Consider the following 23,749-nt stretch of genomic DNA (forward strand, 5'->3'; position numbering starts at 1 on the left):
CCTTCGCCGGGCGGCCCGCCTCAGCGCGGGTCGCTGCCGCCCTCCGCGGCGTCGTAGCAGCCCCGCGACAGGGCCTGGGCACGGGCGCGCTCCTCGACCGAGTAGGGGCGCCCGTCTTCCCGGAACAGATCTTCGCGCAGGAGCGCCTCGCCGGTGCAGCGCGCCGCGATCCGGCAGGGGGCTGCCGCGCCGCCGCCCCGTGTGCACATGGCGAGATAATCCGCTCGGAACGCCTTGAGCCCGGCCCTCGGGTTCGGCCCCACGGCCTGCGCCAGCACGAAGGCGAGGCCGAACAGCACCGGTTGGTGGATCAGATAGACCGCGAGGCTGTGCCGACCGGCAAAGGTCGCGACCTTGCCGAGCTTACTCCTCGGTTGCCATAGGCCGAGACGCGAGCGTGCCAAAATCGACAGGCCGAGCCTCCCGAGCACGATGCCCGTCAGCACGAGCCCGAACCATGGGAAGAGCGGCACGTAATCGTTGGTGTGCGGGGTGATCCGGCCGAGGCCGAGAAACCAAAGGGCCGGGGAATCGAGCCAATCGGCCTGCACCAGAAGAGGCGCTGCCAGCACGAGGGCGGCGGCCGTCAGCGTGACCGGCCAGGGCAGGAACAGGAACGGCAACCCCAGCACGCTCGCCACGGCGATGCAGTGCAGGATGCCGAAGAACACGAAGGCATCCGGGAACACCACATAGGTCGCGACCGTCACCGCAAGCGCGCCGGCGACGATCCTTGCCAGTCGCACCAGGGTCGGTCGAAGGCGGACGCCCTGCCCGTTCATCAGGACCAGCCCCACACCGACGAGGATCAGGAACGAGCCCGCGATCCCCTCGGCCGCGTGCTTGCCGATGGGTGTGGCGGCGTAGTTCTCCGGCGTCAGCCGCACATTTCCGAGATCCCACAGGCCGTGAAAACACGCCATAGCGAGAAGCGCGATGGCGCGGGCCGCGTCGATGACAGGCAGGCGCCGCGCGTCCGGGGAGCTGGATGAGGAGGGTGAAGCCATGCCCCGCTCAAACCATGGGCGGCCCGCGACCGCTATAGCTTTCACCTTCTCGTGACCACCGGACGGTCATGCTGGAAGTCGCATTCGGACGGATGGCGTGTCTTCATCCACCTTCGTATCTCAATCTATGATTGCATAAGTGTCGCAGGGCCTGCAGCCGGACCTTATCGAACCCTTAAAACTGTTGCGGGCGCGCCGCCCCGGCCAAGATTGCAACGCGGACGAGCGCCGTTGCTGGCCAAATGGGCTTTCAGCGATTCAGGACTTCGTTAATCTTATCTCGTGAGCGCGCACCGCGATTCAGTGTAGGTAGTTTCGGCCATGTCTGACGAACGCGGATCCGGGCCGGAGATCCCCCAACTGCCCGAGGGGCAGATCGCCGAACGCACCGAGGAGCCCCTGGACCTTGTCGAGGTGGCCGGCCGCGTGAAATGGTTCGACGTGGCCAAGGGGTTCGGCTTCATCGTCCCCGATGACGGCTCCGCCGATGTGCTTTTGCACGTCACGTGTCTGCGCCGGGATGGGTTCCAGGCGGCGAGCGAAGGTGCGCGCATCGTCGTGGAGGCGGTGCAGAAGCCTCGCGGCTGGCAGGCTTTCCGGGTGATTTCCCTCGACCAGACGGCGGCCCTGCACCCGTCCGAACTGCCGATGCCGCGCACCCACGTGACGGTGACGCCGACGAGCGGCCTCGAGACGGCGGTGGTGAAATGGTTCAATCGCCTGCGCGGATTCGGCTTCCTGACCCGGGGTGATGGTACGCCGGACATCTTCGTCCACATGGAGACGCTGCGCCGCTATGGCATCGCCGAGTTGAAGCCGGGCGAGGCGGTCCTCGTGCGCTACGGCGACGGTTCGAAGGGTGTGATGGCGGCCGAGGTGCGGCTTATCGAAGGGGGCCTACCCTCGTCTCACTGAGACGAATCGTGACCGGCCGGCGCGTCGCGCTCTCGGCTTCAACGGGCTATGACGGAATGTCCACGGGCCGCGACGGCCCGATCCGTGTGAGGCTCGACTCTTGACCAGCGTTTCACGATCCGCACGCATCCTGGCTTGTCTCCTCTCGGCGGCGGGTCTCGGGCTCGCGCCCGTCTGCCTCGACACGGCATCCGCTCAGACTGTCGTGAAGGCCGCGCCGGTTCCGACCGAGCCCCTGACCATCGCCACGCAGGGTGGCCCGCGCCGTTTCTCGGTGGAGGTGATGCGCGATGATGCCGGGCGCAGCCGAGGCCTCATGTTCCGCCGCCATATGGCTTCCGACCACGGCATGTTGTTCGATTTCGAACGCAACGAGCCGGTCACCATGTGGATGAAGAACACTTATCTGCCGCTCGACATGGTGTTCATCCGCCCGGACGGGACGGTTTCGCGCGTCGCTGCGGATACGGAGCCGCTGTCGACAGCCATCATTCCCTCGAATGGCCCTGTACTGGCTGTGCTCGAACTCAATGCCGGGACGGCCGCGCGTCTCGGTATCAAGGCGGGCGATCGGGTCGAGCATCCGATGTTCGGCAAGCGCTGACAGGCGATAGCAACCTCCTCAACGGGACGACCGCGAACGCTTCGGGAACGAGCGCTTGACGTGTCCGTTGTTACGGTCCAGTGTTCTTGGAACGTTCCATTAACACCTGGGGCCTTCCCGATGAGCGAAGCGGCTTCCGTCGAACTCTTCCGCAATGCCGAATGGTCCGTCCAAGAGGACGGGCTGGAGCATCGCGGAACGGGCTATTTCATCGCCCGCGGCTCCGTCGCCTCGCGCCGGGCGGAGCGCCTGTGGGATTGGCCGTTGCAGATGGCCGAGAAGTCGTGGTGCCGCCCGAGCCTGTTTCGGGAGGCGTTCCTCACCGCTCTCGACCGGTTCGGCATCGAGAGGGACGGTGAACTCACTCGCTCCTTCGCTCTCGGCTTCGGTCTACGTGCCTCGGACGAGCGCGCGGCCGAGGGCTTCGTCTCTCTCGCCGACGTCCTCCGCCCGCGCGAGGCACCTGTTGCCGTCCCGGTTCGCGTGGCGTCCCGGCGCTACGCAGCAGTGTGAGGCAGATCCGTTTTCACGTACGGTCAAACGACAAAGGCCCCGGTGATCGCTGGATCACCGGGGCCTTCTGTTTGTTCGGCGAGCCTCAGGCCGCGAGGGCGAGGCCGCTCTCGGCGTCGTCGGCCTGCGCCGCCATGAACTGAGCGCGGGCGAGGTCGGCGAATCGGCCGTTCTGGTCCACCAGATCGTCGAAGGTGCCGCTCTCCACGATCCGGCCTTCGTGGAACACGAGGATCCGGTCGGCATCGCGGATGGTGGCGAGGCGGTGGGCGATCACGAAGGTCGTCCGGCCCTCCATCACCGCTTCCAGGGCGCCCTGGAGCTTGCGCTCGGTCGCGGCGTCGAGCGCCGAGGTCGCCTCATCGAGGATGAGGATCGGCGGGTTCTTCAGCAGGGCGCGAGCGATCGAGAGGCGCTGACGCTCGCCGCCCGACAGAGACCGGCCGCGTTCGCCGATGATCGTGTCGAGCCCATCGGCCTGCCGGGCCATGAACTCCCCGGCCTGGGCGCGGTCCAGAGCCTCCAGCATCTCGGCATCGGTCGCGTCCGGACGGCCGACCTGCAGGTTCTCGCGGATCGAGCGGGCGAACAGCATCGGCTCCTGGAACACCACACCGATGTTATGGCGCAGCGACGAGAGAGCGACATCCCGCACGTCCAGGCCATCGATGCGGATCGCGCCGGAGGCCGGGTCGAAGCTGCGGTGAAGCAGGCCGAGGGTGGTCGACTTACCCGAACCCGTGGTGCCGACCAGGGCGATGGTCTCACCCGGCTTGGCCGAGAGGGAGACGCCATCCAGCGCCTGACGGCGGCCGTCGTAGGAAAAGGTCACGTCCTCGAAGGTGACCTCGCCCTCGAAACGAGCGACCTGCTTGGCGTGCGGCCGGTCGGCCACGGCGGGCACCGTATCGTAGATCGCGAAGAACTCGGCGATCTTCGGCGCCTGCTGGAACAGGCCGTTCACGAAACCGACCACGTGGTCGAGGCGCGAGACGAAGGCGGTCGCAAGGCTCATGAAGGCCACAACCTCACCCACGGTGGTCGTACCTGCCTGGTAGAGCGAGATGCCGGTCACGAAGATCGCAGTCATGGTGATCGTGGCCGAAGCGCGGGTCGCGACATTCGCAAGCGCCCACCAGGACAGGACAGGGATCTGTGCGGCGAGCAGCTTGGCGATGATGTCGCGCATCGCGTCCTTCTCCGCCTTGGCGCGGGTGAAGGATTGGATGACGGCGACGTTGCCGAGCGCATCCGAGGCGTGAGCGGCGAGGCCCGAATTGAAGTGCTCCACCTGACCCTGAAGGGTCTCGGTCCGGCGCATCACGAAGGTGGTGAGCGCCGTGAAGGCAAGCACGAGCACCACGAGGATCGAACCGAGCTGCCAGTTGATGAACAGGGTCATCGGCAGGAGCACGCCGAGGGAGACGAGGGCCACGAGGTGGTCGCGGAAGAAGCCGAGCCACAGCCACGCCATGCCGTTCGTGCCCTCCAGCATCGCCTTGAGGACGCGGCCGGAATGGTTGGCCGAATGGAAGGCCAGAGGCAGATCCAGCACGTGCTCGAAATAGGCCGCCATGCTGGACAGGCGGTTGCGGTGAGACAGCCGGTCGGCATGCAGGGCGATGAAGACACCTGCGCCGATGGTAAAGAAACCGAAACCAACCCAGGCCAGGATCAGCGGCAGCATCTGGGACATGGCGTTGCCGCCACGCTTCAGATGCGTGAGCCCGTCGATGATCCGGCCCATCAACAACGGTTCAGCGAAAGCCGCCACGGCCAACAGCACGTTGGCGACAGCGAGCGAGGTCGCCAGACCCCGCTCCGCCTTCAGGAAACCAAGAACCCGTCCGTAAAGACGAACCATCTTACTGCTCCGCCGACGGACCCGGCCCTGATCAGGCGGGAACCGTCCCCCAATGCCAACAGCGGGGTGCGCCCGCTTGCCGGGGCAATGCCCCATGTGACGAGGCGCTTATGCCCTGTCCCGGCTGAACGGGCGATGACGGGATGTGACAGGATCCCTGCGACTTTTACGTTTCGTTCAGTCTATGACACTAAAGCTGGCCACCGGTTGTGCCAGGTTTCCTATCGCTCAGGGGGCCGTAGGCAGCATCATGTCGCCGAGCATGCCGCACTGGCGTCGGACTGACCGGCAGCGTCGCTTCAGCGCGCGGTGAGCAACGCCCAGTACACCTTGTACTTGGACCCCCGCGCGTAGGCGGTGGCGATGCCCATCTTGGTCGCCTGAGGCGCCAGCATGGTCGCATTGTGCGGCGGGCTCTCGCGCCAGCCCGAGAAGGCTTCCGCAAGGGTATGGTACCCGGCGGAGAGGTTCGCGTTCACGTCTTCGTAGCCGAGCCGCGTCACGGCCGACTTCACCGTCTGCGCTTGGCTCGGACGGTCGGCGGCGGCCATGGCGGCCACTTCCGTTTCCGCAAGCTTTTGCAGCTCCGGATCGAGGGCGAGCGGGCCTGCGCCGTGATTGCGCCGGTAGGACGAGATCATGTCCCGCGCGGTCCCGGTATCGACCTGTGCCGTGTTCGACGCGAGCGGCAGGTAGAGCGTGGGGACCGTGTTCGTGACGGGCGTGTTCGCGGCGCAGGCACCGAGGACGGCCGTGACCGTCAACGCGGCGACGAATCCGTATCCCTGTCCCGCTCTCCGTCCGGGCCGTTCGCTCACATCCGCCTCGATCGACAACTCAGCAAGGGAGAGCCGCATATAGGCGTGGCGTTACGAATTCGCATCGGGGGCCGTGCTTGATCGAACGTTTACCGGGATACGGCACGATCAGCCGATCTCAGGCGAGCACGGTGAGATGTCAGGGCGAGCCGACATCCCCCATTCCGAGGCAGGCGACAAGGCGGCGGCACGGCTGGCTATCCAGTCCGCGATCATCCGCGCGCAGGCCGCACTCCTCACACGCCAGGATGGCATCATCAGGCAGGCGGACCTGCCGGGCGGCGCGGGTCTGTGGTCATGCCGATTGTGGGACGACACCCTCGACTGGTCCGGAAACAGCTTCGACGTGTTCGGTCTGCCGCGCGGCTCGCGCCTCCACCGCCCGCGCATCCTCGACCTGTATGACGACGCGTCGCGGCGGTTGCTCCAGGCCCTGCGCGCCCGGGCCATCGCCAGGGGCGCAGGCTTCGCCGTCGATACGGAAATCGTCACGCCGCGTGGCGAGCGACGCTGGCTGCGGTCGCGGGCGGGCATCGAGATGCGCGATGGCGTTCCGGTCCGCCTGTTCGGGACGCATCAGGATGTGACGATGGATATCGTCCGCCTCGCCGAGTTGAAGCGTAGCGCCGATCTCGACGCGTTGACCGGGCTTCCGAACCGCCGGGCCTTCGAGCGCCGCTTCCGCGAACCGGAGGCCGATGGACGGGTGGCTCCGGGTGCGCTCATCCTCATCGATCTCGACGGGTTCAAGGCCATCAACGACGAGCACGGCCACGCGGCGGGCGATGCGTGTCTCAAACGAGCCGGGGCGAGGCTGGCGCAGATCTGCGCGAGCGCCGACCTCGTCGCGCGCCTCGGCGGGGATGAATTCGCCGTGCTCATGCCCCCTCCAGCCGAGACGTCGGCCCTGCGCACCCTCGGCACGGCCATCGTCGCGGGCCTCGCTTGCCCGTTCCCCCATGGCGGCCTCCTACTGAAGGTCGGCGCCTCGGTCGGCATCGCCCGTGCGGGTAAGGGCCCGCATCACGATCTCTTCGCCCGGGCCGATGCCGCGCTCTACGCGGTCAAGAAGACGGGCCGCAACGCGGCGCGGATCGACGACCCCGAGGGGGACGAAAAGCTCCACGTTGCGGCGGCCGGCCGCTCTGGCGGTTAAAGCGGCGCGGTCTGGGGCATGGCCGGGGCCTGCGGACCTTTGTCGGCATCGGGGTTCGGGCGGACGAAGGTCTTGGCGATTTCGCCCATCGCGTTCTGCATGCCGTCAAGACCCTGGATGGTGACGACGCTGGAGCCAGGTCCTAGGGGCGGGATCAGGCCGGACTCCGTCAGCGTCTTGAACACCGCGAAGTTCAGGTCCGTCTGCACCTTGAGGCCGAGCGACACGTCGCTGATCCAGGCCAGCAGCTCGAATTCGAGGAAGGTGTCGCCGATCTTGCGGAATACGACGCGGGGCGGCGGATCGCGCACGACGTTCGGATGTGCGTCGGCGCAGCCAGTGATGAGTTCGGCCGCCCTCACCGGATCCTGATTGCGCAGCACGTTGACGAGGAGCGAGAGCCGTCCCGTCCTGTCGCCACGTACCCGGTTCTTCACGATGCCGGAGATGAGGTTCGAGTTCGGCACGATGACCGCCGAACGGTCGAAGGTCTGGATCTCCGTGGAGCGCACCGAGATCCGCTTCACGATGCCCTCCGAGTCGCCGATCACCACCTGATCGCCGACGCGGATCGGCCGTTCCCACAGGAGCAGCAGGCCCGAGACGAAGTTGTTGACGATGGATTGAAGACCGAAACCGATACCGACCGAGAGGGCGCCGGCCACGATGGTGATCTTCTCGAGGCTCAGGCCGAGATACGAGAAGGCAAGCGCCAGCGAGAGCAGGAAGCCGCAATACCCGGCGACCGTCGAGATCGAATTGCGGAGGCCCGCATCGAGGTCGGTGGCGGGCAGGTAGGTTTGGTCGAGCCACCTTTGGATCGCGCGGGTGATGATCACCCCGATCGCCAGGACGCCGATCCCCAGCACGATCGAGGACAACGAGATCGTGACGCCGCCGACCTGGAAGCCGAAGAAGGCCGAGCGCATCGAGGACACGATGTCGGTCGAATCGAGTCCCCAGGGCGCCAGGATCAGCAAAGCCGCCAGCAGGATCAGAACGACGCGGGCGGCACCCGTCGCCAGCACCGAGATCTGGTTGAGCGACCGCTTGCGCAGGCCGGTATTGGCCTGGAGCGCCGTGGCGAGTCGGCTCCCGTCCGTCAGCGCCTTGCCGAGGAAGGTCTCGACGCTCTGCACCAGCAGGTAGAGCAGCACGAGTACGCTGGCCGTCCAGATCATCTGGTCGATGATGAAGGTCGCGAGCGCCACGTAGCCGCCAAGCGCCGCAAAACCGATCACCGCCACCGCGATCCAGCCGAGCAGCCGCGCGGGTCCGCCGATGCCGGTGGTCGTCTTGGTCGGCACGTAGGGACCGAAGCAGGCCTCTTCCTCGTCCTCGGTATCCGCGAACCGGTGCAGGCCGATGGCGAGGATGAGCGCGGTCGCCAGGGCGCCGATGCCCCTCGTCGCGATGGAGATCGGCAGGGCTGCCGAGATACCGGAGTTCAGCGCCTCGACCGACTTCACCACCACCGCGATGGTGGCGATGCCGACCGCCAGGAGCTTGAGCCGGGTCGCCGCGGAATCACTGACCGGCGCGGGGCGCCAGTTCGGTTTGTCCGGGCTCAGCAACCCGTCGCACAGGGCCTCGACGGCCGCGATGAAGGCGAGCCCCCAGAGGATCATCCCCGCCACGGGAAGCAGGCGGGACGGCAGCAGATTGGTCTCATCGAGGGCGTAGTAGACCGCGTAGGATCCGGCGACCGCCGGAACCGTACCGACGAGGATCACGCGCCACGCCCCGAGAAGCGTCGCCCGGCGGGACGGCTCCGTCTTGCTCTCGTCGCGCCGTGCCGCCCGGGGGGCGATGTTGCGCCGCCCGAAATACAGGGCGACCGAGATGCCGAAGGCAAGGCCCAGCACCAGCAGGTTGCCGAGGCTGCCGTTGCGCGAGAACAGCAGGCCGATATCCGAGAGCGCACTTTGAAGGGAGCGCGTGTCGCGGGGGACGTCCGCCATCACCTTCGTCCAGAGGCTCGGGCTGATGAGCGGCTGGGTCCGGTTGAACAGGTCCTTGGCGAAGGAGGCCCGGCGCCGGTTCGACACGCGGTCGATGATCTGGTCGCCTTGCACCACCAGGGAGCGCGCGAGGCGTTGGGTCTCGTCGATCCGGTTGACGGCGGCCTCGCGCTCGGCGCGCTGCTGGGCGACGTCGGCGCTCTCCTCGCCCTCCTTCGGCTTGGCGCCGAGCTGGGTGAGTCGCTCCTTAGCCGAGGCGAGCGGATCATCGAGGCGTCCGACGATCTCGCGGACCTCGTCGCTCACGGTCTGCACCGCATCGCGGATGCGGGTGAGGTCGACGGCGCTCAGGTCGGGATTGGCGAGCTCTTTCTCATCCTTGTCGAGCTGGGCCTTGGCCTGATCAAGCTTGGCGCGAACCTCCTTGAACTCCTTCGGGGGCTCCGGCAGCACGATGGGAGGCTTGGGCGCTGCCTTCGCCTCCCCGGGTTTCGCTTCACCCGGCTTTCCCTCGGTCGGCTTCGCTTGATCCGGCTTGGCTGGAGCGGCCGGCGGCGGTGCGGCGGGCTCCTGGGCCGAGGCGGGGAGGGGGGTGGCAAGGGGGGAGGCAAGGCACAAAGCCACCATGAGGGTGGCCAGAAACGCGAGCGGCGTGGTGTGGAGCCGGCGCGGGCCGTGCGGCGTCGACACGCGCACTGGCGAAAACAGCATGAGCAAACCTCTCGACGGGTGGCCGGGGTGGCGCCTGGGCGGCGGGCGTCCGGCGATTCGCGGGCGAGTCGCGGTGGGCGGACCGCGCGGGGCCGCCGTTTCGCCAGAGGAATAAGGCCAAAGCGTGCGGGACCCAACCCCCGAGCTCACGCGGTGCAGCGAACGCGGGGGCATCTCGCGGGATTGACTGAGGTGTGGGTGCGTCCCTGCGACCGGACACGAAAAGCTTCACAAGGCTGTCACGGTGAGCTTAGATGAACGCCTTATGGACAGGGCCTTTTCGTCATTTAGCGAAGGGGCGCGGCCAGCGGCAGTGACGCCCCGGCCCGGCCGCGTACCGTATCCGAGTGCCAGACCCGGCGCGTCTTCGCGCCGGCCCCCGGCCCTGTCGCACCACCTCACCCTTCTTTCGACACCGCGCGAGGCGTGCGCCGGGATCTGCTTGGCGGCAGCATCCCGACGGCGCTCTCCGCCCGTTTCCGGCCGCGAGCGCGGGGGATGGGCGGGGCGCGGGACACTTCCCGCGCGCTGGACGCGCCAGAGATAGCCGTGAGCGAGTCGTGCCGATGATGGACCTTCAAACACTCGTCCTGAACGCGGATTATCGGCCGCTCTCGTATAATCCGTTGTCTCTCTGGTCCTGGAAGGACGCTTTCACGGCGCTGTTCCTCGACCGCGTCACCCTGGTCGCGAGCTACGACGTGGAGGCGCGCTCACCCTCGCGGTCGCTGCGGGTGCCGAGCGTGGTGGCCTTGAAGAATTATGTGGCGCTGGCACGAAGCCCGGCCTTCACCCGCTACAACATCTACCTGCGGGACGGCTTCGCCTGCCAATATTGCGGCCTGCGCCTGCCTTCGGGCGGCCTGACCTTCGACCACGTCGTCCCGCGCTCGCGGGGTGGCCTGTCGAGTTGGGAGAATGTCGTCGCGGCCTGCTCGCCCTGCAACCTCCGCAAGGCGAATCGCACGCCGGACGAAGCCGAGATGCCGCTCATGAACGAGCCGCGGCGGCCGACGCGGTACGAGTTGCACCACCGCCAGCCCGAATTCGACCACCGCCAGTATCACCACACCTGGCTCGACTATCTCTACTGGGACAGCGAGCTGGAAAGCTGATCAGCGGCCGTAATAGCCGTAGCGCGCGCGCGGGCCCGGCGGCTCGTTGTACATCGGCACGCCGTTGTTGCGGGGCAGGTAGCCGCTCACGATGGCCGGGGGCGGGCCGTAGACGCGTAGGGCGTGGTGGCGCTTGAGATAGACCCGGCGCGGAGGCGCATCGGAGAAGACGTCGTCGCGCGCCGTGGCGGGCAGAAGCCCACCGCAGAGGAGGATCGCAACGAGCGGCAGGCGGATGGCCCGCGAACCCTGTGTCATGGCGAAGCCTCCAGGCTCAGAACTTGATCGCCGCGCCGCCGCGGATGGTGTTCAGGTTGGCCTTGTGGCCCTCGAACGCGTCGAACAGCACGTACTGATATTCGGCACGGAGCAGGATGTTCGGCGTGATCGCGTATTCGATACCCGCCCCCGCCGCGACGCCCGCTACGGTCTTCGTCTTCGTGCGATTGAAGATGTAAGGAGCCGCCAGAATGCCCGCGCCTGGGTTGGCCTGGTTGAAGGCACTGTAGCCGTAACTGTTGACGAACGCGGGCGTGCCGCCCGCGCCCTGGGCGAGGTTGGCCCGGTAGGTCGTCTGATCGTAGCCAGCGACCTGAATGCTGACCTTGTCCGTCACCTGGGCTGAGCCAATGGCGACGCCGCCGGTCACGTAAGGCATGAAATTGCCGAATGCGTAACCGGCTCTCGCCCGCAGCGATGCGTAATCCGTGACCTTGGTGGATGAGGTGGCCGCAAGGTTGACGGTGTTGAAATAGCCGTCGCTCGTCACCATCGTGCGACCGATCCGGTCTGATACGCTGCCGGCAGTTCCGAAATGCGTGTAATCGGCTTCGATACCGAGCACGATATCATCGAACTGAGCATTGAAGCCGACATAGGCGCCAAAGGACGTCCCGTTCACGCGCTTGCTCGTCGGCGTCGAGAGCAGGGACGAGACACCCATCTCGTTCTCGATCACGGTCTGGCGCAGATAGCTCGCCACGATCGGACGGGCGGTGTTGCCGTAGCCGAGGCTGTTCGAGGTCCAACCGCCGTGACCACCGATGTAGAAACCGCTCCAGTCGATCGTCGCCGAGGGCGGCGGGTCGTAATCGGCGCCGCGGAGGTAATCGTAATCGAGATCGGCGGCTTGGGCCGCTCCGGCTGCGCCCACGGCGACCAGCGAAATCAAGATCTTACGCATCCCAACAATCCTCGGGGCTGCGAAGCAGATGAGTCTTCACGCCACTCCTTTCGTGTACAGTAGTAACCTTAATCGAGCGTTGAATTTGAAAATCTTTAGGTGTCCTGAGTTGAAAGCACCTCGATCGACGCGGTCGCAAAAACGCAAACGGCGCGGGAAGCCCGCGCCGTTTGAAAGTTATTGATTGGGTGGATCAGTACTTCGTCACCAGCGGCTCGGGCATGAGCGGCGGCAGCGGAGGCACGAAGGCGGTGCCGATCATGTAGCGCAGGCCGAGCTTGATATCGTGGGCTTCGATGTTCTTCGCCTTCAGCACCGTGGTGCAGGGCGGCGAAGACACGTCGAGGCAGGTCAGCGCGCCGGTCTGGCCATGACCGAGGTTCAGGTAGCGGTAGGCCAATTCGACCTTGAAGTTCGGGGTCACGTCATAGGCGAGACCGGCATGGAGCGCCCAGGCGAAGCTTTCCGTGGACTTCGTCTTGAAGAAGCCGGGCGAGGTCGGCTGGTTGAAACGGAAGGGGTAGGTGAAATTCGTGATGCCGCTATCGGTAAAGCCCGAGAAGTTGTTGAACGCCACACCCGCGCCGCCGCCGACGAACGGCGTGATGCCGTACCACGTGCCGAGGTCGAAATAGGCGTTCGCCAGAACCACGGCCGCATCGTAGTGGCCGCTGGTCAGGTTGAAGTTGCGGCCGGTGACGTCGTTGTTGATGCCGGTGCCGAAGTCGTTGTAGCTCGACAGGCGCAGGGCGGCGGTGCGGTACTCGCCCGTCACGTCAGCGCGGAAGAAGTTGTTGAACTGGTAGCCGACACCGACGCCCGCGAAGAGCCCGCCGGACTGCGCTTCACCGAAGAAGACCGTTCCGGGGATGTCGTTCACGCTGTACTTCGGCGCGGTGTAGATGCTGGCGCCGACATCGCCACGGAGGTACCAGCCTCCCGCGAACTCGACCGGCGGCGGCATGGGCGGCGGCGGGGGCGGCGGGAGGAGATCCGCAGCTAGGGCGAGGCAGGGTGCGCCGACGCTCGCCACGAGCGTCGCGACGCGCACCACAGCATGAAGCTTGGAGCGGGCCATAAGGGTTCCTTCACTCGTATCGTGCGCCGGAAACTGCTCTCCGGCCGTGAGACATTCGTGAAGGTGCCCGAAAGACCTTAAACCGAGCTTAACGTTAAATTTTATCCCTGATCAAGGATTCGCGCGGCGCTTGAAGTCTTACCGAGGCGTTAAAATCTCGGAATGCGACGCGGATGAGGGAGAATCATTGTCGGATAGGGAGAGGCGATGAACGGAGACGATGTGCGGGCGCTGGCGCGCCTGCTACCCGACGTCATCGAGGGCGCTCATCGCGGCAATCCGGATTTCCGTGTCGGGGGCCGGGTGCTCGCGACGCTCTGGATCGAGGAGGACAGGCTCGTGCTGCGCCTGACGCCGGAGGTGCAGGACGCATTCTGTGAAGCCGAGCCGGACCTATTCCAGCCCCTCGACGGCTCGTGGGGCCGGAGGGGGTGGACCAATCTCGATCTGCCCGATTGCGAGGAGGAGACCCTCCGCGAGGCGCTGCTCGCGGCATGGCGCGTCACCGCGCCGAGCGACCTCGTCTCCCTTTACGAATAAAGCCGTTGCCGAGCCTCACTCAGGCGGCGGCCTTGGCGACGGCCTCGACCACCTCGTCGACGACTTCCGCCACGAGACTCCGGTCATCGCCCTCGGCCATCACGCGGATGACCGGTTCCGTACCGGACGGGCGGATGACGAGGCGACCGGATTGGCCGAGCCGTCCGCGGGCCTGTTCGATTGCCGTCACCACGCTGTCCTGCCGCAGGGGCTCGCCGGAGCGGTAGCGAACGTTCTTGAGGATCTGCGGCAGCGGATCGAAGCAGTGGCACACCTCGCTCACCGGCTTCCCGCTGCGCTGGACGACGCTGAGCAATTGCAGAGCCGCCACGAGACCATCCCCCGTGGTGGTGTAATCCGACATGATGATGTGGCCGGATTGCTCGCCGCCGAGATTGTAGCCGTGCTCGCGCATATGCTCGAGCACGTAGCGGTCGCCCACCGCCGTCCGGGCGAGGTTGAGCCCCAGGCCGCCAAGGAAGCGTTCCAGGCCGAGGTTTGACATGATGGTGGCGACCACGCCCGGCTGGGTGAGGCGCTCGTCCTCTTGCCAGGAACGGGCGATGGCAGCCATCAACTGGTCGCCGTCCACGACCTGGCCCTTTTCGTCCACGATGAGCACCCGGTCGGCGTCACCATCGAGGGCGATGCCGATATCGGCCCTGCGCTCGCGCACCATGTCCACCAGGGCGGTCGGCGCGGTCGACCCGACATCCCGATTGATGTTGAAGCCATCCGGCTCGACGCCGATGCTGATGACTTCGGCACCGAGTTCCCACAGAGTCTCGGGGGCGACGCGGTAGGCGGCGCCATTGGCGCAATCGACCACCACTCGCAGACCCTCCAGGGTCACGGAGCGGGGCAGCGTGCGCTTGGCGAATTCGACGTAGCGGGCATGGACGGATTCGATCCGCTTCGCCCGGCCGAGGTCGGACGAGCCCGCAAGCTTGGTGTGCAGCTCGGCATCGATCAGGGCCTCGATCTCGCGCTCGACCTCGTCGTTGAGCTTGAACCCGTCCGGGCCGAACAGCTTGATGCCGTTATCCTCGAACGGATTATGCGAGGCCGAGATCATCACGCCGATATCGGCGCGCATCGACCGGGTAAGCATCGCCACAGCCGGCGTCGGCACCGGGCCGAGGAGGAGCACATCCATGCCGACCGAGGTAAAACCTGCGACGAGGGCGGTCTCGATCATATAGCCCGAGAGGCGCGTATCCTTGCCGATCACCACCCGATGGCGGTGGTCGCCGCGCTGGAAGACGAGGCCCGCCGCCTGCCCAACCTTGAGGGCGAGCTCCGGCGTGATGATGCCGTTGGCGCGGCCACGGATGCCGTCGGTCCCGAAATACTTGCGCAACGTCGCATCTCCTGCGCCGTGCGGGGCGCACCCGATCATCATAGCAAAAATCGCCCATCGGCCGAGCTTCGGGCGATGGCGTGGTGAATCGGGTGCTCCGCGACAAAGGCGGTCGAAATGGGGCGGGCTTCGTCAGAGCCAACGGGAAACGGCCGAGCCGAGAAGTGTCAGGCCCGAAACAGTCAGCAGCATCAGCACCAGCCTGCGGAACGTCGCCTCGCTGATGCCGAGATAGAGCCGGGTACCGAGAAAGGACGGCACCAGCATACTCGGAAGGACGATGGCCAGCATTGGCAGCGCCTCCCGCGTCAGGAGGCCGGTGGCGATGTAGCTCGTCAGGGTGACGGCCAGCATCGACAAGTTGAAGTTCTGGATCACTGCTCGCTGCGTATCCCGCTCGTAGCCGCGCAAGGTGCACCACAGGGTCGGGAGCGTGCCGGTGAAGCCCCCGAACCCGCTCAGGATGCCGCCGCAGAGCCCGACCACGGCATCCGCTGGTCGCCCGCCGATGGTGACGCGCGGCAGATCCTTCGCCAGCAGCATCGCCGGGCACCACAGGACGAGAAGCAAACCGAGGAGCGCCTTGAACCACATCATATCGAGATGAGGCAGCAGCCCGACGCCGATCGGGATGCCCGCGAGACCACCCAAGAGGAATGGGACCAAGGTGGCGCGGTCGAAGCTCCGCCGCACCGAGAAGGCCGCGACCACTTGGCCCGTGAAGGCCCCCGTGACCGCCAGCACCGCGGCTAGCTTCGGATCGATCACCCAAGCCCAGAAGGACATGGCGACGAGCCCGAAGGCGAAGCCGGAGAGCCCCTGGACGAAGCCTGCCGTGACGGCTCCGAGCGCAACGATGGCGACGGTGGAGGACATTGTTCGTGGGGTGATGAGGTCGTCAGCGGACCTTGAAACACCGAAGATCCATACGGCCAAGCATCACGAATGGCTAAGCAGACAAAACGCAAAGCTTGTCACGAATGCCTACACGCCCGCCGTCATTGCGAGCGCAGCGAAGCAATCCAGGGATGCGCCGCCATCTGAGACTCTGACCGGAAAGGTTGGTGGCGGGCCTGATACCCTCACCGTCTTTGCGAGGAACGAAGCAATCCAGGGAAGCGCCACGGCTGTAAGCCGCCCTCCCGCCCTTGGATTGCTTCGCTGCGCTCGCAATGACGGAGCGGGCTGAGGGGAAGCGCAAAGAAAAGGGGCGCCTCACGGCGCCCCCAATCACGTCAGTGCTGACAGGTCAGACCTGCGGCTGTGGCTCCATCCCGCCATCGCTCTCCTTCGGCCGACCACGGCCAGCAGAGGGGACGGAAGACGGCCGGGCCGGTGTCGAGGGCGTATCGCCACCGTCGCGAACCGGGGGCTGGCCCTTGATGAGGTTGCGGATCTCCTCGCCGGTCAGGGTCTCGTATTCGAGGAGCCCCTGAGCCAGAGACTCGAGGTCGTCCTTCCGCTCGGCAAGGATCCGCCGGGCGTCGGTAAGACCGGTCTCGACCAGACGCCGAACCTCCGCGTCGATCTTCTGGGCGGTCGATTCGGACACCGATTGCTGGCGCCCCATCGACATGCCGAGGAAGACCTCGTCGTTGTTGTCGCCATAGGCCACGGTGCCGAGTTCGGGCGAGAAGCCCCAGCGCGTCACCATCATCTTCGCGAGGCGGGTCGCCTGCTCGATGTCCGACTGGGCGCCGGAGGTCACCTTGTCGTGGCCGAAGATCATCTCCTCGGCGACGCGGCCACCCATCATGATCGCCAGCCGCGAGGTCATCTGCTCGAACGACATCGACAGCTTGTCGCGCTCGGGCAACTGCATGACCATGCCGAGCGCCCGGCCGCGGGGGATGATCGTGGCCTTGTGGACCGGGTCGGTCGCCGGGACGTTGAGGGCGACGATGGCGTGGCCGCCCTCGTGGTACGCGGTGAGCCGCTTCTCGTCCTCGGTCATGACGAGGGTACGCCGCTCGGCGCCCATCATCACCTTGTCCTTGGCATCCTCGAACTCGTGCATCGTCACGATCCGCTTGCCGCGACGGGCGGCGAGCAGAGCCGATTCGTTGACGAGGTTCATCAGGTCCGCACCCGAGAAGCCGGGGGTGCCGCGGGCGATGGTCTTCAGATCGACATCGGGAGCCAAGGGCACCTTGCGGACGTGGACGCGTAGGATGCGCTCACGGCCGGTCACATCGGGGTTCGGAACCATGATCTGACGGTCGAACCGGCCCGGACGCAGCAGGGCGGGGTCCAGCACGTCGGGACGGTTCGTGGCCGCGATGATGATGACGCCTTCGTTCGCTTCGAACCCGTCCATCTCCACGAGGAGCTGGTTCAGGGTCTGCTCGCGCTCGTCGTTGCCGCCGCCGAGGCCCGCGCCGCGATGGCGGCCGACCGCGTCGATCTCGTCGATGAAGATGATGCAGGGCGCGTTCTTCTTGGCCTGCTCGAACATGTCGCGCACGCGGCTGGCGCCGACGCCCACGAACATCTCCACGAAGTCCGAGCCGGAGATGGTGAAGAACGGCACGTTGGCCTCACCCGCGACGGCGCGGGCAATGAGGGTCTTACCCGTGCCGGGCGGGCCCACGAGGAGCACGCCGCGCGGGATGCGGCCGCCCAGGCGCTGGAACTTCTGCGGGTCGCGGAGGAACTCCACGATCTCCTGCAGATCCTCCTTGGCCTCCTCGACGCCGGCGACATCATCGAAGGAGACACGCCCATGCGCCTCGTTGAGGAGCTTGGCCTTCGACTTGCCGAAGCCCATGGCCCGGCCCGCGCCAGACTGCATCTGACGCGACAGGAAGATCCAGGCACCGATGAACACGAGGATGGGCAGCCAGCTCACGAGAAGCTGGATGAACCACGGCGTGTTGTCGGACGGCGGGCGCGCGGTGATCTGGACGCCCTTGCCCTGAAGCTTGGACACGAGACTCGGGTCGTTGGGCGCGTAACTGGTGAAGTTGCCGCCACCCACGTAGGTCCCGGACACATCCTGCCCGGAGATCACCACCGACTGGATCTTGCCGGCATCGGCATCGTTCAACAGCTGGCTGTAGGCGATCTCGCTGCCGCCGCCCCGATGCCCAGGATTCTGGAACAGCGTGACGAGGGCGAGCACAAGCAGGAAGATGACGACCCACAAGGCGAAGTTGCGGAAATTCGGGTTCATCGATCGATCCTTGGCGCGCGCGGTCCCCCAGATGGCCTTCGCGCAACAGCGCCAGCCTGTCCGATCACGCATCGCCAATGTAGGCGGGGGGGTCCCCGTTGCCAAGTAAGCCGGTCGTGGGTGACGCAGGTCCGGCATTCTTCCGTGGGGGTGCAGGGGAAAAAATCAGAATTCCGCGCGCATCGACGCCGATCACGAGCCCCGCAAGGGTCCGCCGCATCGTCGTTCCGGCGCGCAGGGCCGGCAGGAGGTGCGTGAACACGAGTGCTTCGAGCCGTTCGAGCCGGTGGCCCGATCCCCCCGCGGCCTCGATTGCCAGATCGATGCAGCGCAGCGCCACGGCCTCCGGCAGATCACGTAGACGCAGGCCGTCGAGGCGCATCCCTCCATCCGGCGCGGACAGCCGTATATCGAGCAAGGCGCACTGGGCCGCCTGGCGCAGTGCCGCTTCGTCGCGGGCAGCCCGCTCGGCAAGGCGCGCGAGCCGAGTGCTCGTCAGGCCCTCGGCGGCGAGGGCCTTCGCCGCCGCGCGGAGACGCGCACGGGCGAAGAGAGGATTCGTGTTCGACGGATCGCGTACGAACGGAATGCCGCGGGCCTCGCACCAGCCGACCAGAGCCGTCTTGTCGAGGCCGAGGAAGGGCCGCCCGAGGCGCAGTCCAGGGGCGAGTTGTCGCTCGGGACGCATCCCCGCCAATCCGGCGAGGGCACTGCCCGCGGCAAGGCGCATCAGGACCGTTTCGGCTTGATCGTCGCGGGTATGGGCGGTGAGAACGAGATCGGCGCCCGCTTGAGCGGCATGGTCCGCGAGGAGGCGGTAGCGGGCAGCGCGGGCGGCGTCCTGAAGGCCGGTGATCGGCTTGTCGCCGCGCCAGCACAGCACCGCATGGGGCAGGCCGAGCGCATGGGCCGCGCGCCCGACAGCTTCGGCCTCAGCGGCGGCGTCAGGCCGCAAGCCATGGTCGATCGTGGCGACGAGCAGCGGACTCGTCGGCCGCAGGCTCGCGGCGGCGTACATCAGCGCGGTTGAATCAGGACCGCCCGAGACGGCCAAGAGCACGTGTCCCGCCCCGCCCGGCTTCAGCCAGGGGCGGAGCGCATCGAGAACCGGATCGTCCGGTCCGGTCACGCCGTGCAGCGGGCGCGCTTCTGCTCGCGGGTCACGCCCTGGCGCACGCCGGTCCCGGCATTCGGGAACTTGCGCTCCAGTTCCGCAAGGGTGGCGCAGGCCTGCTCCTTGGCGCCGAGCGCGTTCAGAGACACGCTGAGCTTCAGCATCGCCTCCGGCGCCTGGGCAGAGCGGGCGTAGTCGGTCGAAACCTTCAGGAACTGCTCAGCCGCCTCACGGGTGCGGCCTCGGGCGAGATAGCTCTCACCCAGCCAGTAGGTCGCGCCGGGCACGCGGGCATCGCGGGGATGCGATTGCAGGAACTGGCGGAGACCCATTTCCGCCTGCTCGTACTGGCGAGCGCGGAACAGCTCCACGGCGGCATCATAATCGGCCCCCGCATCCGGCGTGCCGGTGGCGGCGACGCTCTCGCTGGGGCGCGGCGCAACGGAGGGGATGGCCCCGGTCCGGCGAGGCGGGTTCAGGTCGACGGGCTCGTCGTAGCCGCCCGCCTCGCCCTCGTCGTCAATGGCACCACGGGGGAGGGGAGCCGCTTCGGCGGTCTGACGCTGAGGCAGCGGCGCAGACGGCTCGGTGGTGCCGAGCTGCATCGGCGCGCCCGGCGCGGCGGGGTTCTGGGACGGATCGAACGCGTCGCTGCGCTTCTGCGAGCGCGGCGGGTTGGCACCGGGATTGCCGCCATTGACGGGACCCTGCGCAGGGGCGGACGCGCCGCCACCGGACGAGGGCTTGCCGCCCTTCGACTCGTTCAGGCGGTATTCCACGTCTTCCTGGAACTTGCGCAGCTGCTCCTTGAGCTGGCGGTTCTCGTATTGAAGGTTCTCGATCTGCCCCGACATGGTGCGGGACTGGCTCTCGAGTCGTCCGAGCCGGACGACGAGTTCCGAGACATCGACGTCCTGCGCCGCTGCCGGGGCGATGAGCGCCGGGAGGAGGAATGTCGCGGCGAGGAGGCGGGGGCGAAGACGGGCGATCATGGGGCTCGGGCTTGCGGTCTGGGACAACGCGGCTCCCGGAGCCGCATCGGCGGCGACATACGGCGGGGAGCCCCGTATCAGAACCCCCCGTCCGCGGCAAAAAGACGGCCGTGCGCGCGATTAGGCGCCCGCACCCCTGTCGAGCACGATGACGGCGCGACGATTCTGCGACCAGCAAGAGATATCGTTGCACACGGCCACCGGGCGCTCCTTGCCGTAGGAGACGGTCCGCATCCGGCCGGCGGCGATGCCGCGGGTGGTCAGGTAGTCGAACACCGACTGGGCGCGGCGGGCGCCGAGGGAGAAATTGTACTCGCGGGTACCGCGCTCGTCGGCATGGCCTTCGATGATGAAGGTGTAGCGCGGATAGCGCTGGAGCCAGGCGGCCTGCTTGTCGAGGGTGGCGGTGGCCGTGGGGGACAGGTCGGTCGAGTCGGACTCGAAGAACACCCGGTCACCGACATTCACCACGAAGTCCTGGGCGCTGCCGGGAGTCGAAGCGCCGCCATTGGCGCCCCCGGCGCCGTAGGCCGAGGCGTCGGCGAGGTCGCTATCCTTGCTGCACGCGCCGAGGCCGAGGGCGGCGATGACGGAGAAACCGAGGGCGGCGGCGCGCAGGCGCCGGGTCATGATCGCGGACATCGTATTCAAGAACTCCTCGCGCGGTGCCGAAGGCCGGCTTGGGTCTTCGAGGCGGGGCCGCGGCCGATTGCCTGCGTCCCATTAAGGCTACGATGGTTAAGCCAGGGTTCAGCGGGGCGCCGGGATGGCTGCATCGGCCGATCTGCTGAGATGCGGCGTGCGGGGACGCACCCGCCCCCTGCTGAAGCGCCGTGAATACGGCCGGGGAGCGGCACCGGAGGGCGTGCAGCTCTCTTTCCGGGCGTTACGTGGCCGGAATGACACAAGCCCAGCGGACGCGACAAGCTTCGCACATGATTAAGCGCATCTTAATCCGACGAGCCAAACATGAATCGTCCCGTTCACCGGTGCGCCCGCCATGCCCCGCGCTCAAAGCGTCCTCATCGTCGAGGATAGCTATCTCCTTCTGGAGATCGTCGCGAGCCTCTGCGAGGCTCGCGGCATCCGCGTTCTGGAAGCCTCCACCGGCGAGGCCGCTCTCACCCTGCTGCGCAGGCGCGGCGGCGAGATCGATTCTCTGCTCACCGACATCCACCTCCCCGGTCTCATCGACGGCTGGACGGTGGCGGGCGCGTTCCGCACGATCAAGCCCGAAGGGCCGGTGGTCTATACCTCGGCCGATACGATGAGCCTCCGCCGCGGGGTGCCGGGCAGCTTGTTCCTGCGCAAGCCGTTCCAGATCCGCGAGGTCGATGCAGCGGTGCGGGCCATGGCGGCGGGCTTCGAGCCTCCGCATCTTCAGGCGGCGGTCTGAATCAGCCTCGGAACATCGCTACGATTTCGGGTGCTGCGAGCCACGCCTCGACGCGGGGGCAATGCCGGCTCGCCGCGCTCGACCCGTCGTACAGCGCATAGCTCGCCGCAACGAAACTCGGCAGGTCGTAGAGCACGGGAAAAGACCCGGCCCGCGCCTTGGCCTTGAACAGGTAGGATCCCGTCAGCCCGAATTGCGCGGCGACCGGCGGATAGATCGGCCAGACCACATCGTGGATGAGTTCGTCGGCGAGATAGTCCTCGATCTCGACCGGCGCCGGTTCGATGCCTGCCTCGCGTAGCATCCGCTTGGCGATGTCGCCCACCACGAACGCCTTCGGGTGGTTCATCAGGTGCATGAAGGCGCCGCGTCGTGCCCAGCGCGTCAGCTCGCGGTCGAGGGAGAAACCAGCCTGCTCGGCGGCGGCCGACAATTCCCGCACCGCCGGCTCCCAGCGATCGAGATAGCCGAGCCGGGCGAAGACGTCCTCCCGGAACAGGGACACCGCGCGCGCGGCATCGAGCCCGAGCCGATGGGCCGTGAGGACGATGGCCGAGTGATATTGCCCGAGCGGGGAGGGCGCGAGCTTCAGGGCGGCGAGGTCCGAGGCCGCCCCCGCGTAGACCATGTCCGGGTGGAAGGCGGAGAAGACGAGGGCCGGAACGAGTTTCAGGCGCGGCTCGGCCTGCGCCAACTGCGTGCTGCCACCGCCGGGGATGAGGCCGTCCGGGAAGGCCTGCGAATAGACGTGGTCATGCCCATGCAGAAGGCGGGCGAGGGCCTCGAGAGACCCATGATCGCGCTTCAGCGTTCCCATGGAGAAGTACCGGACGGGGCTCTGCGGCGCGAGCAGGCGGAGGGCCTGGGCCAGTGCCCTCGCTTGGCAATTCCCGATGATGGCGATGGAAGGGCCGCTCCGCGCCTGCTCCTCACGCGACCTGTTCCGCCACGCTGTCGCCCAGGAAGGGGCGGAGAGGGAGAGGGCATGGCGCGCCCGCCGGGGCAGATCGGTCAGGGCCACGTGGCGCGCTTGTCTTGAGCGGAGGGCGGCTGGAGCGTAACCCGCCTCAGCGGCGAGAAGGGTTCGAGGATGTCGAGCAATCCCTACACGGGTCTACCGGCCGAGAGATTCTGGCGCAAGGTTGTGACGAACGTCCCGCCCTTCGCCGTCAATCCGCACCCGAAGGGCGCCTTCGTCATCGCTCCGACCGACAAGGTCGCCACGGGCGGCTCCTGCTTCGCGCAGAGGGTCGCGGAAGCCGTGCGCGGCGCGGGCTTCAACTACTACCTGACCGAGCCGCCCCCGCCCGGCATGGGTGAGGCCGAAGCCACTGCCCGGCAGTTCGGCACGTTCTCGGCTCGCTACGGAAACCTCTACTATACGCGCCAGTTCGTGCAGCTGTTCGACCGCGCCTACGGCCAATTCGATCCGGAACTGAAGGCGTGGCTGCGCGACGACGGACGTTACGTCGATCCGTTCCGTCCCACCGTCGAGCCGCAGGGCTACGCGAGCGAGGCTGAGGTCGTGGCCGCCCGCGACGCGCATCTCGCCGCCGTGCGCCACCTGTTCGAGACCCTCGATGTCTTCGTCCTGACCCTCGGCCTCACCGAAGGCTGGCGCTGGCGTGCGGATGGGGCGGCTCTGCCGCTCGCGCCGGGCGTGGCCGGAGGCACCTTCGATCCAACCCTGTACGAGTGCGTGAATGCGGGCGCCGCCGAGGTGCTGGCCGACCTGAACGGGTTCCTCGAGCGATTGTGGAGCGTCAACCCGACGGCACGGGTGATCTTCACGGTGTCGCCCGTGCCGATGATCGCGACCTACATGCACCGGCACGTCATGGAGTCCAACAGCTACTCCAAGTCGGTCCTGCGCGTGGCGGCGGGAGAGGTCGTCGCGCGAAACGATCCGCGTGCGGTGTATTTCCCCGCCTACGACATCGTCACCAGCAATGTGAATGCCGGGCGCTACTACAATGACGACCAGCGCACCATCAACGATGCGGGCGTGCGCCACGTGATGCGGCTCTTCCTCGCCACCTTCGCCAAGGACAGGGTCTCGGCGGCCCCGTTGCAGGCGACGGTCGACCTCGCCGCCGAGTTCGAGGGCAATGCGGGCGTGATCTGCGACGAGGAGGAAATCGAGCGCAGCGTGGCGTGAAGGGCTTCACCCTGGATCAGGCTTTTCCGCTCGGCGCTGCCTTCGACGTCACTCTTGAACGTTACACGCCGCATCGCGCCGCCCCGTCACGG

At 67.0% G+C, this 23,749-nt stretch carries 22 protein-coding genes; 8 read left to right on the top strand and 14 right to left on the bottom strand.

The features are described from left to right. Positions 1-20 precede the first annotated feature (20 nt). A complete protein-coding gene (locus J4O73_RS04985; RefSeq protein WP_426215177.1) occupies positions 21-1,007 on the bottom strand; it encodes a heparan-alpha-glucosaminide N-acetyltransferase in 987 nt (328 codons plus the stop codon). Between the two features lie 321 nt (positions 1,008-1,328). Here J4O73_RS04985 and J4O73_RS04990 point away from each other — a divergent pair, with 321 nt between their 5' ends. From J4O73_RS04990 to J4O73_RS05000, 3 genes are all read left to right on the top strand, one after another. Further along, the gene (locus J4O73_RS04990) at positions 1,329-1,922 is read left to right on the top strand and encodes a cold-shock protein (RefSeq protein WP_426215180.1); all 594 of its coding nucleotides are present in this window, start codon (positions 1,329-1,331) and stop codon (positions 1,920-1,922) included. A gap of 100 nt (positions 1,923-2,022) precedes the next feature. Then, positions 2,023-2,526 carry a DUF192 domain-containing protein gene (locus J4O73_RS04995; protein WP_426215182.1) on the top strand — a complete coding sequence of 168 codons (504 nt, stop codon included), beginning with the start codon at positions 2,023-2,025 and terminating at the stop codon, positions 2,524-2,526. A 120-nt stretch (positions 2,527-2,646) separates the two neighbouring features. Next, positions 2,647-3,039 carry a hypothetical protein gene (locus J4O73_RS05000; RefSeq protein ID WP_426215184.1) on the top strand — a complete coding sequence of 131 codons (393 nt, stop codon included), beginning with the start codon at positions 2,647-2,649 and terminating at the stop codon, positions 3,037-3,039. An 85-nt stretch (positions 3,040-3,124) separates the two neighbouring features. Here J4O73_RS05000 and J4O73_RS05005 read toward each other — a convergent pair whose 3' ends face one another. Both J4O73_RS05005 and J4O73_RS05010 read right to left on the bottom strand, forming a co-directional pair. Next, positions 3,125-4,903 (bottom strand): glucan ABC transporter ATP-binding protein/ permease, encoded by a 1,779-nt coding sequence (locus J4O73_RS05005; protein WP_426215186.1) that lies wholly within the window; start codon positions 4,901-4,903, stop codon positions 3,125-3,127. 299 nt (positions 4,904-5,202) lie between these two features. Beyond that, entirely contained in the window at positions 5,203-5,667 is a 465-nt protein-coding gene (locus J4O73_RS05010; RefSeq protein ID WP_426215188.1) for a CAP domain-containing protein, read from the bottom strand. A 190-nt stretch (positions 5,668-5,857) separates the two neighbouring features. Here J4O73_RS05010 and J4O73_RS05015 point away from each other — a divergent pair, with 190 nt between their 5' ends. Continuing rightward, positions 5,858-6,877, top strand: a complete 1,020-nt coding sequence (locus J4O73_RS05015) for a diguanylate cyclase domain-containing protein (protein ID WP_426215190.1) — start codon at positions 5,858-5,860, stop codon at positions 6,875-6,877. On the opposite strand, the gene J4O73_RS05020 is transcribed toward J4O73_RS05015, so the two are convergent. Further along, the gene (locus J4O73_RS05020) at positions 6,874-9,549 is read right to left on the bottom strand and encodes a DUF3772 domain-containing protein (RefSeq protein WP_426215192.1); all 2,676 of its coding nucleotides are present in this window, start codon (positions 9,547-9,549) and stop codon (positions 6,874-6,876) included. The genes J4O73_RS05015 and J4O73_RS05020 overlap by 4 nt on opposite strands. 566 nt (positions 9,550-10,115) lie before the next feature. Between J4O73_RS05020 and J4O73_RS05025 the strand changes: the two genes are divergently transcribed. After that, positions 10,116-10,664 carry an HNH endonuclease gene (locus J4O73_RS05025; protein WP_378966549.1) on the top strand — a complete coding sequence of 183 codons (549 nt, stop codon included), beginning with the start codon at positions 10,116-10,118 and terminating at the stop codon, positions 10,662-10,664. Here the strand turns inward: J4O73_RS05025 and J4O73_RS05030 are convergent, their stop codons facing one another. From J4O73_RS05030 to J4O73_RS05040, 3 genes are all read right to left on the bottom strand, one after another. Beyond that, entirely contained in the window at positions 10,665-10,922 is a 258-nt protein-coding gene (locus J4O73_RS05030; protein WP_426215195.1) for a hypothetical protein, read from the bottom strand. A gap of 16 nt (positions 10,923-10,938) precedes the next feature. Further along, positions 10,939-11,847: an outer membrane protein gene (locus J4O73_RS05035; RefSeq protein ID WP_426215197.1), complete on the bottom strand. Its 909-nt coding sequence runs from the start codon at positions 11,845-11,847 to the stop codon at positions 10,939-10,941. A gap of 193 nt (positions 11,848-12,040) precedes the next feature. Further along, a complete protein-coding gene (locus J4O73_RS05040) occupies positions 12,041-12,925 on the bottom strand; it encodes an outer membrane protein (RefSeq protein ID WP_426215199.1) in 885 nt (294 codons plus the stop codon). Positions 12,926-13,132: 207 nt separating this feature from the next. Between J4O73_RS05040 and J4O73_RS05045 the strand changes: the two genes are divergently transcribed. Continuing rightward, on the top strand, positions 13,133-13,465 hold the full coding sequence (locus J4O73_RS05045; RefSeq protein ID WP_426215201.1) for an MmcQ/YjbR family DNA-binding protein: 333 nt from the start codon (positions 13,133-13,135) through the stop codon (positions 13,463-13,465). A 19-nt stretch (positions 13,466-13,484) separates the two neighbouring features. On the opposite strand, the gene glmM is transcribed toward J4O73_RS05045, so the two are convergent. The 6 genes from glmM to pal all read right to left on the bottom strand — a co-directional run bounded on the left by glmM (position 13,485) and on the right by pal (position 20,733). Next, positions 13,485-14,825, bottom strand: coding sequence for a phosphoglucosamine mutase (gene glmM, locus J4O73_RS05050; RefSeq protein ID WP_426215203.1), 1,341 nt, complete (start codon positions 14,823-14,825; stop codon positions 13,485-13,487). Between the two features lie 132 nt (positions 14,826-14,957). Continuing rightward, positions 14,958-15,701 (bottom strand): sulfite exporter TauE/SafE family protein, encoded by a 744-nt coding sequence (locus tag J4O73_RS05055; protein ID WP_426215205.1) that lies wholly within the window; start codon positions 15,699-15,701, stop codon positions 14,958-14,960. 373 nt (positions 15,702-16,074) lie between these two features. Beyond that, positions 16,075-17,997, bottom strand: a complete 1,923-nt coding sequence (gene ftsH / locus J4O73_RS05060) for an ATP-dependent zinc metalloprotease FtsH (protein ID WP_426215207.1) — start codon at positions 17,995-17,997, stop codon at positions 16,075-16,077. Positions 17,998-18,061: 64 nt separating this feature from the next. Then, the gene (gene tilS / locus J4O73_RS05065; RefSeq protein WP_426215209.1) at positions 18,062-19,126 is read right to left on the bottom strand and encodes a tRNA lysidine(34) synthetase TilS; all 1,065 of its coding nucleotides are present in this window, start codon (positions 19,124-19,126) and stop codon (positions 18,062-18,064) included. Next, positions 19,123-20,103 carry a tol-pal system protein YbgF gene (gene ybgF / locus J4O73_RS05070; protein WP_426215211.1) on the bottom strand — a complete coding sequence of 327 codons (981 nt, stop codon included), beginning with the start codon at positions 20,101-20,103 and terminating at the stop codon, positions 19,123-19,125. Before ybgF ends, tilS begins: the two co-directional genes overlap by 4 nt. A 120-nt stretch (positions 20,104-20,223) precedes the next feature. Further along, positions 20,224-20,733 carry a peptidoglycan-associated lipoprotein Pal gene (gene pal / locus J4O73_RS05075; RefSeq protein WP_426215982.1) on the bottom strand — a complete coding sequence of 170 codons (510 nt, stop codon included), beginning with the start codon at positions 20,731-20,733 and terminating at the stop codon, positions 20,224-20,226. Between the two features lie 370 nt (positions 20,734-21,103). Here pal and J4O73_RS05080 point away from each other — a divergent pair, with 370 nt between their 5' ends. Next, positions 21,104-21,499 carry a response regulator gene (locus tag J4O73_RS05080; protein ID WP_426215213.1) on the top strand — a complete coding sequence of 132 codons (396 nt, stop codon included), beginning with the start codon at positions 21,104-21,106 and terminating at the stop codon, positions 21,497-21,499. Between the two features lies 1 nt (position 21,500). Here J4O73_RS05080 and J4O73_RS05085 read toward each other — a convergent pair whose 3' ends face one another. Beyond that, positions 21,501-22,520, bottom strand: coding sequence for a WcbI family polysaccharide biosynthesis putative acetyltransferase (locus tag J4O73_RS05085; RefSeq protein WP_426215215.1), 1,020 nt, complete (start codon positions 22,518-22,520; stop codon positions 21,501-21,503). 69 nt (positions 22,521-22,589) lie between these two features. Here J4O73_RS05085 and J4O73_RS05090 point away from each other — a divergent pair, with 69 nt between their 5' ends. Next, positions 22,590-23,657 (top strand): GSCFA domain-containing protein, encoded by a 1,068-nt coding sequence (locus tag J4O73_RS05090; RefSeq protein WP_426215217.1) that lies wholly within the window; start codon positions 22,590-22,592, stop codon positions 23,655-23,657. The last annotated feature ends 92 nt before the right edge of the window (positions 23,658-23,749 follow it).

Source organism: Methylobacterium sp. NFXW15, from assembly GCF_049887755.1.
In the GTDB taxonomy this organism is placed as follows: domain Bacteria; phylum Pseudomonadota; class Alphaproteobacteria; order Rhizobiales; family Beijerinckiaceae; genus Methylobacterium.

Coding starts and splice junctions, on each gene's coding strand:
- J4O73_RS05090 (WP_426215217.1), top strand. CDS start 22,590: ATGTCGAGCAATCCCTACACGGGTCTACCGGCCGAGAGATTCTGGCGC.
- J4O73_RS05035 (WP_426215197.1), bottom strand. CDS start 11,847: ATGCGTAAGATCTTGATTTCGCTGGTCGCCGTGGGCGCAGCCGGAGCG.
- J4O73_RS05000 (WP_426215184.1), top strand. CDS start 2,647: ATGAGCGAAGCGGCTTCCGTCGAACTCTTCCGCAATGCCGAATGGTCC.
- J4O73_RS05015 (WP_426215190.1), top strand. CDS start 5,858: ATGTCAGGGCGAGCCGACATCCCCCATTCCGAGGCAGGCGACAAGGCG.
- J4O73_RS05005 (WP_426215186.1), bottom strand. CDS start 4,903: ATGGTTCGTCTTTACGGACGGGTTCTTGGTTTCCTGAAGGCGGAGCGG.
- ftsH (WP_426215207.1), bottom strand. CDS start 17,997: ATGAACCCGAATTTCCGCAACTTCGCCTTGTGGGTCGTCATCTTCCTG.
- J4O73_RS05040 (WP_426215199.1), bottom strand. CDS start 12,925: ATGGCCCGCTCCAAGCTTCATGCTGTGGTGCGCGTCGCGACGCTCGTG.
- J4O73_RS05030 (WP_426215195.1), bottom strand. CDS start 10,922: ATGACACAGGGTTCGCGGGCCATCCGCCTGCCGCTCGTTGCGATCCTC.
- J4O73_RS05055 (WP_426215205.1), bottom strand. CDS start 15,701: ATGTCCTCCACCGTCGCCATCGTTGCGCTCGGAGCCGTCACGGCAGGC.
- J4O73_RS05025 (WP_378966549.1), top strand. CDS start 10,116: ATGATGGACCTTCAAACACTCGTCCTGAACGCGGATTATCGGCCGCTC.
- J4O73_RS05020 (WP_426215192.1), bottom strand. CDS start 9,549: ATGCTGTTTTCGCCAGTGCGCGTGTCGACGCCGCACGGCCCGCGCCGG.
- pal (WP_426215982.1), bottom strand. CDS start 20,733: ATGACCCGGCGCCTGCGCGCCGCCGCCCTCGGTTTCTCCGTCATCGCC.
- J4O73_RS05045 (WP_426215201.1), top strand. CDS start 13,133: ATGAACGGAGACGATGTGCGGGCGCTGGCGCGCCTGCTACCCGACGTC.
- J4O73_RS04985 (WP_426215177.1), bottom strand. CDS start 1,007: ATGGCTTCACCCTCCTCATCCAGCTCCCCGGACGCGCGGCGCCTGCCT.
- ybgF (WP_426215211.1), bottom strand. CDS start 20,103: ATGATCGCCCGTCTTCGCCCCCGCCTCCTCGCCGCGACATTCCTCCTC.
- J4O73_RS04990 (WP_426215180.1), top strand. CDS start 1,329: ATGTCTGACGAACGCGGATCCGGGCCGGAGATCCCCCAACTGCCCGAG.
- J4O73_RS05080 (WP_426215213.1), top strand. CDS start 21,104: ATGCCCCGCGCTCAAAGCGTCCTCATCGTCGAGGATAGCTATCTCCTT.